A 13,262-nucleotide genomic window follows, 5' to 3' on the forward strand; every position below is an offset into this window, starting at 1 on the left:
ACCGAAGTTGGCAGTAAAGCAAGCATTCGCCGGAGTCGGGTGAGTGGCTGCAATGGGTCGGTAAGCGCCTCCCACGCATATCAATGAAAACAACATCTCCGATCACGACAATGAAAATCCTGCGCTTCGCCCCGCTGCTGGTGCTCGCCGCCGCCCCCATCGTTCACGCCGCCGACAGCCAGGCTTGCAGCGACGAAACCGTGACAACCATCGCCCGCTGGGCCGGCATCGCGAGCGCACGCATCGCCACGCGCGACGCGGACCGGCTCGTCGTCGCGTCGTCGTGCAAGGCGATGCCGAACGCGCCGGGCACGACGATCGCGGCCGTCGCATTCGATTCGCTGCCGAAGAGCAAGAATCCCGACGAAAGCAGAAAGCTGCAGGTGATCGCGCTCGTCGAGGGCGACAAGGTCGTGGCGGCCGAGCGGTCGGTAGTCGAAGAGGATGCGGCGACGGAGATCGGTGAGAATAGCTATCGGATCGACACGGCGCCCTACCGGTTGACGCCCGACGTACGCGCGTTCGGCGTCGTGTTTACCAGCAGTGCGCGCGGGCCAAGTTGCCCGGATGCCAACACCAGTGAGGAATTGACGCTGTGGGTGCGCGAAGGCAGCCGTATCCGCCCGGTGTTCGGCACCAACCTCTACGGCTGGGTCAGCGTCGAAGGCGACGCCTGCGGCCCGGGTGCAGGCGATGCGCGCAGCGAAGAGGCCCGGATGACGATCGCCGTCGAGAAAACGTCGAGCCACGGCTTCGCCGACCTGTCGATCACGGCGCACATCGCGCAGACGCAACGCAAGAACGGCGATTACTCGGATACGGGCAAGCGCACGGCACGCACGATCGTCCACTACGACGGCAAGTCCTATGGAATCGACATGTTCCGGAACTTCTGGTATTCGCCGGCCGCGATGAAACGCTTCAAGTTACGCCGTGGGCACGACACTGCCCCGCCCGCCTACTCCACCACCTTCGGCCCGATCGCATCGGTCGCCGCCGGCATCCGCAACGCATCGCCCCGCACGCGTCGCGCCTCGCGCGCCGAATAGCGATCCTTGAGCCGCAGGAACGGTTTCTCGACGAGAAAGTAGCTGGCGGTCGCGGCAATCAGCGCCCACACGATGCCGAGCGGAAACCCGTGCGGCACAGGCAATCGCGGATTCGCAAACGGCTGCTGCCACAGATAAAGACTGAACGAAATCGTGCCGACGAACACCACCGGCCCGGCGCGCAACCAGCGCGCGCACCAGAACTCGCTGCGGAAATTCAGCACGACGATCACGATCGCGATCAGCGCGGCTTCGAGCGTCACGCCGTACGTCGCATTCCAGAAACCGCCGAGCCGGTGTTCGGCGAGCGGCATGCCGAGCAGCACGACGAACACGAGCGCCGTCACAATGTGCGCCTCCCCGCGCCACGAACCGATCCACGCTTCGAGCCGTTCGCGGTTGAGCGACGCATAGCAGCCGATCAGGATCGGATCGATACCCGTATGCAGCATCATCCCGAGTTGTCCGCGCAGCGCGGGCGCCAGGAAATACGTGGCGGCGCGCACCAGCGGCACGATCAGGATCAGCGCGGCCAGCCAGCGCGTGCCGGCGCGGCGGATGCCGAACACGAACAGCAGCGGCCAGAACCAGTAGAACTGCTCCTCGAGCGCGAGCGACCAGAAGTGGCCGAGGTACCACGCACCGTCCGGATGCAACGCGTTGTCTCCGGTCAGCCCGAACCACGCCGAGTAATTCCACAGGTGCAGCGCCGCATAGAGCCATTGCCGGCGATCGACGTCGAACGAGCCGGTGAAGGCCACGATCGCAACGGCCGCGAGATACACGTAGCAGGCCGGCCAGATCCGCAACGCGCGGCGCACGTAGAACGACGTGAGCGCGACGCCGCCCGTGCGCGCGAACTCGGCGCGCAACACGTTGGTGATCAGGAAACCGCTCAGCACGAAGAAGATCAGCACGCCGAGCCGGCCGTCGGCGATCAGCCGCAACGGCGCGTACCAGCCCGTATAGCCGCCGGGCAGCACATGCTCGGCATGACCGACGACGACCATCGCGACCGCGACGGCGCGCAACCCGGTCAACTGCGTGACGCGATGGTTCATCGGCTGGAGTCCGTTGGCACGGTGAAGGAACGGGAATCGGCCGGCGCCCGATTGGCCCGCCGACCCGCCGCCGGGATTTTGTATGAAAAATATCGGAATGAAATTGCTTCAAAAATCCGCGTGACACATGCCGCCGGCGAGGCGACGGCGCGCCAACGTCCGGCATGACGAATGGGCATAATGACAAGCCTTGTCCGGCGGCGGCCGGTCCGATGCCCACGCAACGAATTTTGCGGCGCAGCAATCTCCGCAGCCGTACGCGTCCGCACACCGGTCCGCGCCTCGTCCGCGTTCTCTCGACCCTCACCCGGAGTCTGCCTGTGTATCCACCGATCGAACCTTACGCCCACGGCCACCTCGACACCGGCGACGGCCACCGCATCTACTGGGAACGCTGCGGCAACCCGGCCGGCAAGCCTGCCGTGTTCCTGCACGGCGGCCCCGGCGCCGGCTGCGGCCCCGACCATCGCCGTCTGTTCGATCCCGAGCGCTACGACATCCTGCTGTTCGACCAGCGCGGCTGCGGACGCTCGACGCCGCATGCGAGCCTCGAGAACAACACGACGTGGGATCTGGTCGCCGATATCGAACGCCTGCGGGAGATGGTCGGCGCCGAGCAATGGCTCGTATTCGGCGGCTCGTGGGGCAGTGCGCTGGCGATCGCGTACGCGGAAACCCACCCCGAACGCGTGAGCGCGCTGATCGTGCGCGGCATCTTCACGATGCGTCGCGCGGAGTTGCTGTGGTACTACCAGGAAGGCGCATCGTGGCTGTTTCCCGATCACTGGGAAGACTTCCTCGCTCCGATTCCGGAGGCCGAGCGCGGCGACCTGATGGCCGCCTACCATCGCCGCCTCACGGGCGACGACGAAGCCGCGAAGCTCGAAGCCGCACGCGCGTGGAGCGTCTGGGAAGGCCGCACGATCACGCTGCTGCCCGATCCCGCGCTCGCCGCGCATTTCGCGGATGGCCACTACGCACTCGCGTTCGCGCGGATCGAAAACCACTACTTCGTGAACAAGGGCTTCGTCGAGGAAGGCCAGTTGCTGCGCGACGCGCATCGGCTCGCCGGCATTCCTGGCGTGATCGTGCAGGGCCGCTACGACGTCGCGACGCCGGCACGTACCGCATGGGAGTTGTCGAAGGCGTGGCCGGATGCGACGTTCGAGATCGTGCCCGGCGCCGGGCATGCATACAACGAACCGGGGATTCTGGAAGCGCTGGTCGCGGCGACGGACCGGTTCGCGGCCTGAGTAACGTCACGCAACGCGGCGCGTGTTTCCGCGCGTGCCGCACGCACCCGCGCTGCCCGATCACAACGCCGCTTCGACGATCGTCCTGCCGCTGATCGCCCGCTCGACGAGCTGTTCGTCGCCGACCTTGCGGATCGCGTCGTCGAGCAACCCTTCCGGTTCCTCGGTCGCCACTTTCAACAGGCCCGACAGCCCGCGCGCGTCGAGCACCACCAGCGTCTCCATCGAATCCGCGCGGCTCACGAGCACGCGGCGGAATGCCGGGCCCGCGCCGAAGCTCGCACAAAGCTCGATCGTCTCGCCGCCGAGCGTGTAGTCGAAGTGCTTGATCATGGTCTGCCGCCGTTGCATGAAAATGGCGCCGCGCGACGGCGCGGCGCCATGACGTCGACGCACCCGCGCGTGCCGCCGGCGCGCCGGACCGGGGCCCGAGCCGTTCGCCGGCATCACCATGCTAGGCGTGCAGTATTAACGAAGACTTAAAGCGCGCGGGCCATGCCCGGCGGCCCTTCAAGCCGCATCGAGCGGCTCGACCGTCACGCCGACCCTCAGCTCCTGATCCGCGCCGCCGCCGCGGATCACGCCGCGCAGCGGCGTCACGTCCGCATAGTCGCGGCCGACCGACAGCATCACGTAGTCGTCGCCCGGCGCACGATCGTTGGTCGGATCGAGTTGCAGCCAGCCTCCGTCCTCGGGCCACGCCGGATCGTACACGTCGACCCATGCATGCGACGCGTCGGCGCCGATCAGCCGCGGCTGGCCGGGCGGCGGCTGCGTCAGCAGGTAGCCGCTGATGTACCGCGCGGCCAGCCCGAGCGAGCGCAGTGCGCCGATCATCACGTGCGCGAAATCCTGGCAGACGCCCTTGCGCAACCGCAGCGCATCGAGCGCCGACGTCGTGATGTCGGTGCTGTTCGGCGTGTACGCGAAATCGGCATGCACGCGGCGCATCAGGTCCCACGCAGCCTGCACGAGCGGCCGTTGCGGCGTGAAGCTCGCGGCCGCGTACGCGGCGAGTTCGGGGTCGCACGCGACGTGCGGCGACGCGAACACGAACTCGCTCGCCGGATCGTACGGTTGCCCCGCGCGGAACCGCAAGCGGTCGCGCACGGCCTCCCAGGCGGTGGCATGCGCGGCGTCCGGGTTCGCGATCGCAGGCGGCGGCTCGCCGCGCGCGCCGAGCGACCATGCGGGCGGCGTCACGCGCACGGTGCTGCGGCTGCGCACGAGCAGCGCGTCGTGCGGCTGATTCAGCGCGAACGACGCCCGCGCGTTGCCGAACGCATCGATCTCGGTGCAGACCGTTTCCGGTGAAGGTTCGATGTCGAGCGAGAACGACAGCACCTGCTGGCGCGGCGTCGCGAGCGGCTGCAGGCGCGCCTGGTGCTGCGCGGATTCGACGCGTGCCGCGTAGCGGTATTCGGTGTCGTGCGTGACGCGCAGCAGGCGGCCTGGTGCAGCGGCAGCCGGCGTGATCGGCGCGCTCGACGAACCCGGCTTGGTCGATCTGGCCGGCGCCGGCGGCGTGACCGCTGCCTGCTTCGCGGCTTCGGAACCGGGCATGGGCGGCGTCTTCGCCGCGTGTTTCGTCGTCACCATAGCGTCCTGCCCGCCTCGCGCACGTGACTGAAATAGCGCTCGCCGATCCGGTTCGACAACTCCCACACCGCTTTCGCCGTCGTGTCGAGCGCGGCGAGCAGCTTGTCGTGCCGACCGCCTTCGGCGGTCTCGCACAGCTCGTGCAACGACCACGCGGGTATGTTCGGAACCGTCTCGGCCAACTCGGACAGCGCATAGCCTTCGCTGCGCTCGACCTTCGTCAGCCGGCCGCGCAGTGCCTGCACGACCCAGCCGAGCGAGCGCGGGTTGTCGGTATCGAGCACGACGAGCGACAGCAGCGGCGCGACGTCGAAGCCGCGCTGGAACCGCGAACGGAACGTGATCGTGCTGTCGAACAGTTCCAGCACGAGTTCGAAGCCGTCCTGCCGATGCACGGCGCCTTCGTCGAACGCGAACTTCAGCACGCTGCACAGGAAATCGAGCCGGTCGATCTGCCGGCCGATCGACAGCAATCGCCAGCCGTCGTCGCGCGTCATGTTGTCGGTCTGCGCGCCGGTGATCGCGCCAAGCAGCAGGCCGAGACGTTCCAGCAACTGCAGCGCCTCGTTGCCGATCTGCTCCTCCGCCTCCGGTTGCCCTGCGCTGTCCGCGAACAGTTGCGTCGCGTCGTCGATCAGCCGCCACTGATCGCTCGACAGCCGTTCGCGGATCGCGGCAGCCGCACCGCGCATGCCGAACAGGCACGACGCGATCCCCGACGTGCGATCGGCGCCGCGCGTCAGCGACGTCGCCAGCTCGTGCTGGAACGCGCGCGGCGCATCGACGGCCTGCGGCGCGTCGGCCGCGATCAGCCCGGTATCGCGGCACAGCGCGTCGAGCAGTTCCAGATGCGCGGGACTGTCGACGGCGTCTTCGCCGCGCAGCCGCTCGAGCGCGGCACGCGCCAGGCGCATCAGGTTGGTCGCGCGCTCGGTGTAGCGGCCGAGCCAGAACAGGTTCTCGGCCGCACGGCTTGCAATCGCGCGCGGCCGCTCGACGAGATCGTCGGGGCCGAGGTGCGTCTGCAGCAGCGTCGTCGAATCGACGATGCCCTCGGTCATCACCCACGTATCGACGGTGCTGCCGCCGCGCGGCATCGGCGCGTTGAACAGCGTGTCGCGCGTGCCGACCCGCGACAGCCCGCCCGGCAGCAGCCGCCAGCGCTGCGCGCCGTCGGCGAGCGCGAAGACGCGCAGCAGCAGCGGCTTCGGCACGATGCGCGCGCTGCCGTTGCCGTCGGGCGCATCGGGTCGCGGCCAGGTCGGCGCCTGCGACAGCGGCAGATCCGCCTGCACCGTGTAATGTTCGGGCCGCGCGAGAATCCGCGCGCGCCATTCCGTCAGTTGCGCCTGCGTGAGCCGCGCGCCGATCACCGGGTCGAACGCACCGCCTTCCTGCACGTCGGGTGGATAGGATGCCTTGACGATACCGCGCGCGAGCTGCGGCAGCGCGTCGTCGCACGCGGCCGCCTCGCCGCACCACCACGAATGCACGGCCGGCAACGTCAGCGTTTCGCCGAGCAAGCCTTCCGCGAGACGCGGCATGAAGCCGAGCATCGCCGGCGATTCGAGGAAGCCCGAGCCCGGTGCGTTCGCGAGCAGCACGTTGCCCGCGCGCACGGCCTGCAACAGCCCCGGCACGCCGAGCATCGAATCGGGCCGCAGTTCGAGCGGATCGAGCCACGCGTCGTCGACGCGCCGCAGGATGCCGTGCACGGGCTCGAGGCCGCTCAGCGTCTTCAGGAACACGCGGTTGTCGCGCGCGGTCAGGTCGCCGCCTTCGACGAGCGTGAGGCCGAGATAGCGCGCGAGATACGCGTGCTCGAAATAGGTCGCGCTGTGCGGCCCCGGCGTCAGCAGCACGATCCGCGAATTCTTCGCGGCGGGGCTGAGCGACTGCATGCTCTGCAGCAGCGCACGGTACGCGGATGCAAGCCGCTGCACGCGCAGCCCGCGAAACCCGCGCGGAAAGAGCCGCGACACGATCAGCCGATTCTCCAGCAGGTAGCCGAGCCCGGCCGCCCCCTGCGTGTGTTGCGCGACGATCCGCCACTGGCCGTCGGGGCCGCGCGCGAGATCGAACGCGACGACGTGCAGCCACGTATCGCCCGGCACGTGCGCACCGCGCATCGCACGCAGGTAGCCGGGGTGGCCGGTGACGAGCGCGGGCGGCAACAGCCCGCGCTGCAGGATCGTCTGCGGCCCGTACAGGTCGGCCAGCGTCGCGTTGAGCAGCCGCACGCGCTGCAGCACGCCGCGCTCGATCGCGACCCAGTCCTCGGGCGTGACGATCAGCGGCAGCAGGTCGAGCGACCACGGGCCGACCGCGCCGTCGCCGGCGCGCTGCTCGTGCAACTGGTAGAACAGGCCGTTCTCGCGCATGCGCCGGTGCAGCGCGTCGGCGCGGCGGTCGAGGTCGGCCACGCCGTCGCTGCCGATCGACGTGAAGAAATTGCGCCACGCGGGTGCCAGCGCGGGCGCGTTCAGGCCGGCCGCGCTGCCGCGCAGTTCGTCGTAACGGCCGGCGGCCGCCGGCGCCGCGAGCGCGGCGGCCAGTTCGGCGGCGTCCGGCTGGGCGCCGGAATCGAAAAGCGTGGGCATCGCGTCGAGAGCGGCGAGATGATCAAGGTCAATGGGCGGCACGATGTCGTTCCGTCGTCAGGGTGCGACCGCACATGCGCGCCGCCGCACCGGCGGCAAGCTACCGCGGCGCACGGCCGCAATCTGCCCGCATCCTAGCATTCCGGCGCGGCCGCCGGGAGGTCGCGAACCCCGCATCGTCGTCCGCCCTGTCATCGATCGATCACGGCCGCCGCAAGTCGAGCGTGAACGGGAATTCACGGCTCGGCGCGGCCGCCGCGACATCCATCCGCCCCGGCGTGTGCCCGATCTCGACGAAGCGCGCGAGCCGGCGGCTTTCGGCTTCGTACGCATTGACGGGGAACGTCGCGTAATTGCGCCCGCCCGGATGCGCGACGTGATATCGGCAGCCGCCGAGCGAGCGTTGCAGCCACGTATCGACGACGTCGAACGTGAGCGGCGCATGCACGCCGATGGTCGGATGCAGCGCCGACGGCGGCGACCACGCCTTGTAGCGCACGCCCGCGACGTATTCGCCGACGGTGCCGGTCGGCTGCAGCGGCAGCGCGCGGCCGTTGACGGTCACGACGTGCCGGTTGTCGTTCAGCCCCGTCACGCGCACTTCGAGCCGTTCGACCGACGAATCGACGTAGCGCACCGTGCCGCCGATTGCGCCCTCCTCGCCCATCACGTGCCACGGCTCCAGCGCACCGCGCAGCGACAGCTGCATCCCGTTCACCGCGATCTGCCCGAACAACGGAAAACGGAATTCGAAGTGCGGCGCGAACCACGCGGAATCGAACGCGAAACCGGCGTCGCGCAACTCGGCGAGCACGTCGTCGAAATCCATCTTCAGGAACGCGGGCAGCATGAAGCGATCGTGCAGCGCGGTGCCCCAGCGCGTGAGCGGCGTCGTGTACGGCGCGGTCCAGAAGCGCGCGACCAGCGCGCGCAGCAGCAGTTGCTGCACGATGCTCATCCGCGCATGCGGCGGCATCTCGAACGCGCGCAGTTCGAGCAGGCCGAGCCGGCCGGTCGAGGAATCGGGCGAATACAGCTTGTCGATGCAGAACTCGCTGCGGTGCGTGTTGCCGGTCACGTCGATCAGCAGGTTGCGCAGCACGCGGTCGACGAGCCACGGCGGCATGTCCTGTCCGTACAGCAGCTTGTTGCGCTGGATTTCCGCGAACGCGATGTCGAGCTCGTAGAGCTGGTCGTTGCGCGCCTCGTCGACGCGCGGCGCCTGGCTCGTCGGCCCGATGAACAGCCCCGAGAACAGGTACGACAGCGACGGATGGTTGTGCCAGTACGCGATCAAGCTCGCGAGCAGGTCCGGGCGGCGCAGGAACGGGCTGTCGGCCGGCGTCGCGCCGCCGAGCACGAAGTGGTTGCCGCCGCCGGTGCCGACGTGCCGCCCGTCGACCATGAATTTCTCGCTGCACAGCCGCGATTGCCACGCAGCGTCGTACAGGAATTCGGTCTGGTCGACGAGTTCGTCGAAGCTCGCGGCCGGATGGATGTTCACCTCGATCACGCCGGGATCGGGCGTCACCTGCAGCAGCTTCAGTCGCGCGTCGCGCGGCGGCGGATAGCCTTCGAGCACGAGCTTCACGCCGAGTGCGTGCGCGGTCGACTCGATCGCGCCGAGCAGGTCGAGATAATCCTCGAGCGCGGCGAGCGGCGGCATGAACAGGTACAGAATCCCGTTGCGCACTTCGACGCACAGCGCGGTGCGCGTGATCCACGCGGCCGATTCGAAGCGCTCGGGCCGACGATGCGGGTCGACGGCGCCCGGCCGCTCGCTCCCGGCCGCGCCGTCGGCACGCCACTGCATCACGGTCGGCGCGGACGCTTCGCGATGCAAGCCGGCCAGATAGCGCGGCGCGTCGGCCGGGCCCGCGTAGCGGGCGCGAATGGCGGCCGCGTCCGGCAATGCATCGCGCGGCGCGAACGGATCGCGTTCGACGAGGTACGGATAGTCGGCGCGGGCCGTCCACGGCAGCGAATCGAGCGGCAGCCGATAGCCCATCGGCGAATCGCCGGGCACGAGATACATCCGCTCGTCGCGGAAAAACCACGGGCCCGTCTGCCAGCGCGGCCCGTCGAGGCCCGGCCGATCGCCGCCCGACGAATCGTCCATGCGCTTGATCGGCAGCACGTAGCCGACCACACTGTCGAGCTGCTGCTCGAACACCTTGCGCAGCCGCGCACGTTCGAGCTCGTCGTCGAGGCGCGCGTCGAACGGATCGACGTTGACGGGCAACCGACGCTCGCGCCACAGGTAGTACCAGACGTCCTCGTAGCCGGGCCGGATGAATTCGCCGGTCAGGTTCAGCCGCGCGGCGAGCGCGTCGATGAAGCGCTTCGCGTCGTCGGTGGTATACGCGGACGGCTCGCGCTCGTCGGCGAACAGCGACGGATCGTGCCACACGGGCTGGCCGTCCGCGCGCCAGAAGATCGACAGCGCCCAGCGCGGCAGTTGCTCGCCCGGGTACCACTTGCCCTGCCCGAAATGCAGAAAGCCGCCGTCGCCGTATTCGGCGCGCAGCCGCTGCACGAGTTCGGTCGCGTAGCCGCGCTTGGTCGGGCCGAGCGCATCGGTGTTCCACTCGGCGCCGTCGCGATCGTCGATCGACACGAAGGTCGGCTCGCCGCCCTGCGTGAGCCGCACGTCGCCGGCGGCCAGCGCGCCGTCGACCTGCGTGCCGAGCGCCAGCACGGCATCCCACTGCGACTCCGTATACGGCTTCGTCACGCGCGGCGACTCGTACACGCGTGTCACGCTCATTTCGTGCTCGAACGACACTTCGCACTCGTCGATCAGCCCTTCGACCGGCGCGGCGCTCGTCGGCTGCGGCGTGCACGCGAGCGGAATGTGCCCTTCGCCGGCGAGCAGGCCCGACGTCGGATCGAAGCCGATCCAGCCGGCGCCCGGCAGGTAGACCTCGCACCACGCGTGCAGGTCGGTGAAATCGACCGACGTGCCGCTCGGGCCGTCGAGCGATTTCACGTCGGGGGTGAGCTGAATCAGGTAACCCGAGACGAAGCGCGCGGCGATGCCGAGATGGCGGCACAGCTGCACGAGCAGCCACGCGCTGTCGCGGCACGAGCCGGACGCGAGTTCGAGCGTCTGCGCGGGCGTCTGCACGCCGGGCTCCATCCGCACGAGATAGCCGATGTCGCGCTGAAGCCGCTGGTTCAGCGCGACGAGGAAGTTCACGGTGCCGGCCGGCGTGCGGTCCACGCCGTCGAGATACGCGCGAAACAGCGGCGCGGCGCTCGTCTGCGGATCGCATGCGAGGTACGGCGCGAGCTCGGTCTTCAGCGCGTCGTCATAGCTGAACGGGTATTGCTCCGCGCTCGCTTCGAGGAAGAAGTCGAACGGGTTGTACACCGACATCTCGGCGACGAGATCGATCGTGATCTCGAAGTGCTCGGTGCGCTCGGGAAACACGAGCCGCGCGAGATAGTTCGAAAACGGATCCTGCTGCCAGTTGATGAAGTGCTGCGCGGGCTCGACCGTCATCGAATACGCGAGGATCGGCGTCCGGCAATGCGGCGCGGGCCGCAGCCGCACGACCTGCGGGCCGAGGTTGACGAGCCGGTCGTAGCGATAGCGGGTGGTGTGATGCAGCGCGACGTGGATGGACATGGGAGCTCGAGTCGGGTTGGGCCGGCCGCGCACGCCGCGTCGCTTCCGACGCGGCGGCCCGGCATGGCGGATTCGGCGAAGGCGCGCGCCGGGTCAGACGAGTTCCGGCGTCTGCACGACGCTGATCTCGACGCCGACGGCCGTCGCGCCGAGCCCCGTCACCGGCTGCGCGTCGCGATGGTCGAGGCCGACCGCGATGCGCACGTAGCGTTCGTCCGGGCAACGGTTCATGAACGGGTCGAAGCCGACCCAGCCGAGCCCTTCGACATAGGCCTCGGCCCACGCGTGGCCGGCCGGCTGCTGCATCAACGCCGCGGCTTGCGGCTGCGTGCCGAGCGCCGCCTGCGACTGCCCCTGCGATTGCGACTGAACGGCATGCGACGCGCCGAGCGCCTGCTGCATGCCGTCGGCGCTCTGCAGCGCCAGCGCTTCCTCGTCCTCGACGTCGCCCGCATGCTGTTTCGCATCGGCGATGCGCTGCATCGCGCTGTCGGCCAGCACGTAGCCCGAGATGTAGCGTGCGGGGATCTTCAGCACGCGTGCGGCCGCGATGAACGCGTGTGCATGGTCGCGGCTCGTGCCCTCGCCGCTTTGCAGCGCGGTTTCCGCATCGACGGCGGCGTCGCCGGCCAGGTTCGGCGCGTACGCGATGCGGCCGTGCACTTCCGTCATCAGCCAGTGCAATGCGTCGAGGCCTCGCGGCTCGATCGGCAGCGCGTCGGTCAGCGCGCGCACGGTGTCGCCCGCCTTCGTGAGTGCGGTCTCGCGCTCGAAGATCCACGGCGGCGCATAGCCTTCGGGATTCCCGAGTATGCCCGCGCGGTCCTGCGTCTCGACGACGCCGGCCGCCACGACGACGATCTCGGCCTTCGCGCCGCGATCGTGGCGCACGAGGTCGATCCGGTTGCCGAGCCCGTCGGCGTAAGACAGCGTCGGCTCGACGCCGTCGATCGTGACCTGCCACGCGCGCACCGTTTGTCCGGGGCCCGACTGCGGGCGCAGCCGCAACCGTTGCAGTGCATGGGTGGCCTGATCGTCGAACTGGTAACGCGAAATGTGTCGGATGGCGAGTCGCATGGCAAGCCTCAGTCGAAGTTGTAAGCCTGGGCGATTTCGAGCCCGAGGCTGTTGTTACGGCCGATGAAGTCGGTCAGGAATTCGTGCAGGCCGCTCTTGAAGATCCGCTCGACCGAGGTATCGGACAGCATTTGCAGAATCTTCGTGGCCGTGTCGTGACACGGGTGTGTCACGCCGTAATCCTTCGCGAGCAGGTTCAGGCTCGACACGACGCGCCCGTAGCAATAACGCAGCGAACGCGGCATGCGGCCGTTCAGGATCAGGTAGTCGGCGATGTTGAGCGGCTTGTACTGCACGTCGTACACCCAGCGATACGAACGGTGTGCAGCCACGCAGCGCAGGATCGTCTCCCATTGGTAGTTGTCGAGGATCGTGCCGACGTGCGATACCGACGGCAGCAGCAGGTGGTATTTCACGTCGATGATCCGCGCGGTGTTGTCCGCGCGTTCGACGAATGCGCCGATCTGCGCGAAATCGAAGATCTCGTTGCGCAGCATCGTGCTGTAGAAGCTGCCGAGGATCAGCGCGGTTTCGCGCTTCACCTGGTCGAGTACGGCCGGCAGCTCGCTTTCCGGCACCGGCTGCGCCAGCGCGCGGCGCAGCGCGAGCCACGCGCCGTTCACGCTTTCCCACGCCTCGCGCGTCAGCGCCGTGCGCACCATCCGCGCGTTCGAGCGCGCGGCCTCGATGCACGACAGCACGCTCGACGGATTGTCGCGGTCGCGCAGCAGATAGTCGGTCACGGTATCGGCCGCATACGCGTCGTATTTCTGCCGATAGCCGTCGTCCGCGCCCGAGCTGACGAGCACCGACGACCATTCGGCCGGCGCGTCGGCCGTGCGCGTGAGCGCCATCCGCAGCCCGGCATCGACGATGCGCGCGATGTTCTCCGCGCGCTCGATATAGCGGTACATCCAGTAGAGACCGCTTGCAGTACGTCCCAGAAGCATCTCGTGTCCACTCCGTCTTCGTTCGGTTCGCGCGCCGGCTTC

At 68.7% G+C, this 13,262-nt stretch carries 9 protein-coding genes; 2 read left to right on the top strand and 7 right to left on the bottom strand.

The genetic code is table 11. The features are described 5' to 3' along the window. The first annotated feature begins 110 nt into the window (after positions 1-110). Complete coding sequence (locus WT53_RS21820; RefSeq protein WP_230624799.1) at positions 111-1,049, top strand: multidrug ABC transporter ATPase; 939 nt, start codon at positions 111-113, stop codon at positions 1,047-1,049. Here the strand turns inward: WT53_RS21820 and WT53_RS21825 are convergent. Further along, positions 959-2,110 (bottom strand): acyltransferase, encoded by a 1,152-nt coding sequence (locus WT53_RS21825; RefSeq protein WP_034205048.1) that lies wholly within the window; start codon positions 2,108-2,110, stop codon positions 959-961. The two genes, WT53_RS21820 and WT53_RS21825, sit on opposite strands and share 91 nt — an antisense overlap. 320 nt (positions 2,111-2,430) lie before the next feature. Here WT53_RS21825 and pip point away from each other — a divergent pair, with 320 nt between their 5' ends. Then, positions 2,431-3,363, top strand: coding sequence for a prolyl aminopeptidase (gene pip / locus WT53_RS21830; protein WP_034205049.1), 933 nt, complete (start codon positions 2,431-2,433; stop codon positions 3,361-3,363). Between the two features lie 60 nt (positions 3,364-3,423). Here pip and WT53_RS21835 read toward each other — a convergent pair whose 3' ends face one another. The 6 genes from WT53_RS21835 to WT53_RS21860 form a co-directional block, all read right to left on the bottom strand. Continuing rightward, entirely contained in the window at positions 3,424-3,696 is a 273-nt protein-coding gene (locus WT53_RS21835; RefSeq protein ID WP_034206215.1) for a hypothetical protein, read from the bottom strand. Positions 3,697-3,873: 177 nt separating this feature from the next. Further along, positions 3,874-4,962, bottom strand: a complete 1,089-nt coding sequence (locus tag WT53_RS21840) for a transglutaminase family protein (protein WP_034205050.1) — start codon at positions 4,960-4,962, stop codon at positions 3,874-3,876. Beyond that, on the bottom strand, positions 4,956-7,562 hold the full coding sequence (locus WT53_RS21845) for a circularly permuted type 2 ATP-grasp protein (protein ID WP_060261417.1): 2,607 nt from the start codon (positions 7,560-7,562) through the stop codon (positions 4,956-4,958). Before WT53_RS21845 ends, WT53_RS21840 begins: the two co-directional genes overlap by 7 nt. Before the next feature lie 202 nt (positions 7,563-7,764). Beyond that, positions 7,765-11,193 (bottom strand): DUF2126 domain-containing protein, encoded by a 3,429-nt coding sequence (locus WT53_RS21850; protein WP_034205052.1) that lies wholly within the window; start codon positions 11,191-11,193, stop codon positions 7,765-7,767. A 93-nt stretch (positions 11,194-11,286) separates the two neighbouring features. Next, positions 11,287-12,270, bottom strand: a complete 984-nt coding sequence (locus tag WT53_RS21855; protein WP_034205053.1) for a transglutaminase family protein — start codon at positions 12,268-12,270, stop codon at positions 11,287-11,289. Between the two features lie 8 nt (positions 12,271-12,278). After that, positions 12,279-13,220: an alpha-E domain-containing protein gene (locus WT53_RS21860; RefSeq protein ID WP_059500757.1), complete on the bottom strand. Its 942-nt coding sequence runs from the start codon at positions 13,218-13,220 to the stop codon at positions 12,279-12,281. Between the last annotated feature and the right edge of the window lie 42 nt (positions 13,221-13,262).

It is taken from the genome of Burkholderia sp. MSMB2157WGS, assembly GCF_001532755.1.
Classification (GTDB): Bacteria; Pseudomonadota; Gammaproteobacteria; order Burkholderiales; family Burkholderiaceae; genus Burkholderia.

Excerpts from the sequence above, each read along its gene's own strand:
- WT53_RS21835 (WP_034206215.1), bottom strand. The coding sequence starts at position 3,696 with ATGATCAAGCACTTCGACTACACGCTCGGCGGCGAGACGATCGAGCTT.
- WT53_RS21845 (WP_060261417.1), bottom strand. The coding sequence starts at position 7,562 with ATGCCCACGCTTTTCGATTCCGGCGCCCAGCCGGACGCCGCCGAACTG.
- WT53_RS21855 (WP_034205053.1), bottom strand. The coding sequence starts at position 12,270 with ATGCGACTCGCCATCCGACACATTTCGCGTTACCAGTTCGACGATCAG.
- WT53_RS21840 (WP_034205050.1), bottom strand. The coding sequence starts at position 4,962 with ATGGTGACGACGAAACACGCGGCGAAGACGCCGCCCATGCCCGGTTCC.
- WT53_RS21820 (WP_230624799.1), top strand. The coding sequence starts at position 111 with ATGAAAATCCTGCGCTTCGCCCCGCTGCTGGTGCTCGCCGCCGCCCCC.
- WT53_RS21860 (WP_059500757.1), bottom strand. The coding sequence starts at position 13,220 with ATGCTTCTGGGACGTACTGCAAGCGGTCTCTACTGGATGTACCGCTAT.
- WT53_RS21850 (WP_034205052.1), bottom strand. The coding sequence starts at position 11,193 with ATGTCCATCCACGTCGCGCTGCATCACACCACCCGCTATCGCTACGAC.
- WT53_RS21825 (WP_034205048.1), bottom strand. The coding sequence starts at position 2,110 with ATGAACCATCGCGTCACGCAGTTGACCGGGTTGCGCGCCGTCGCGGTC.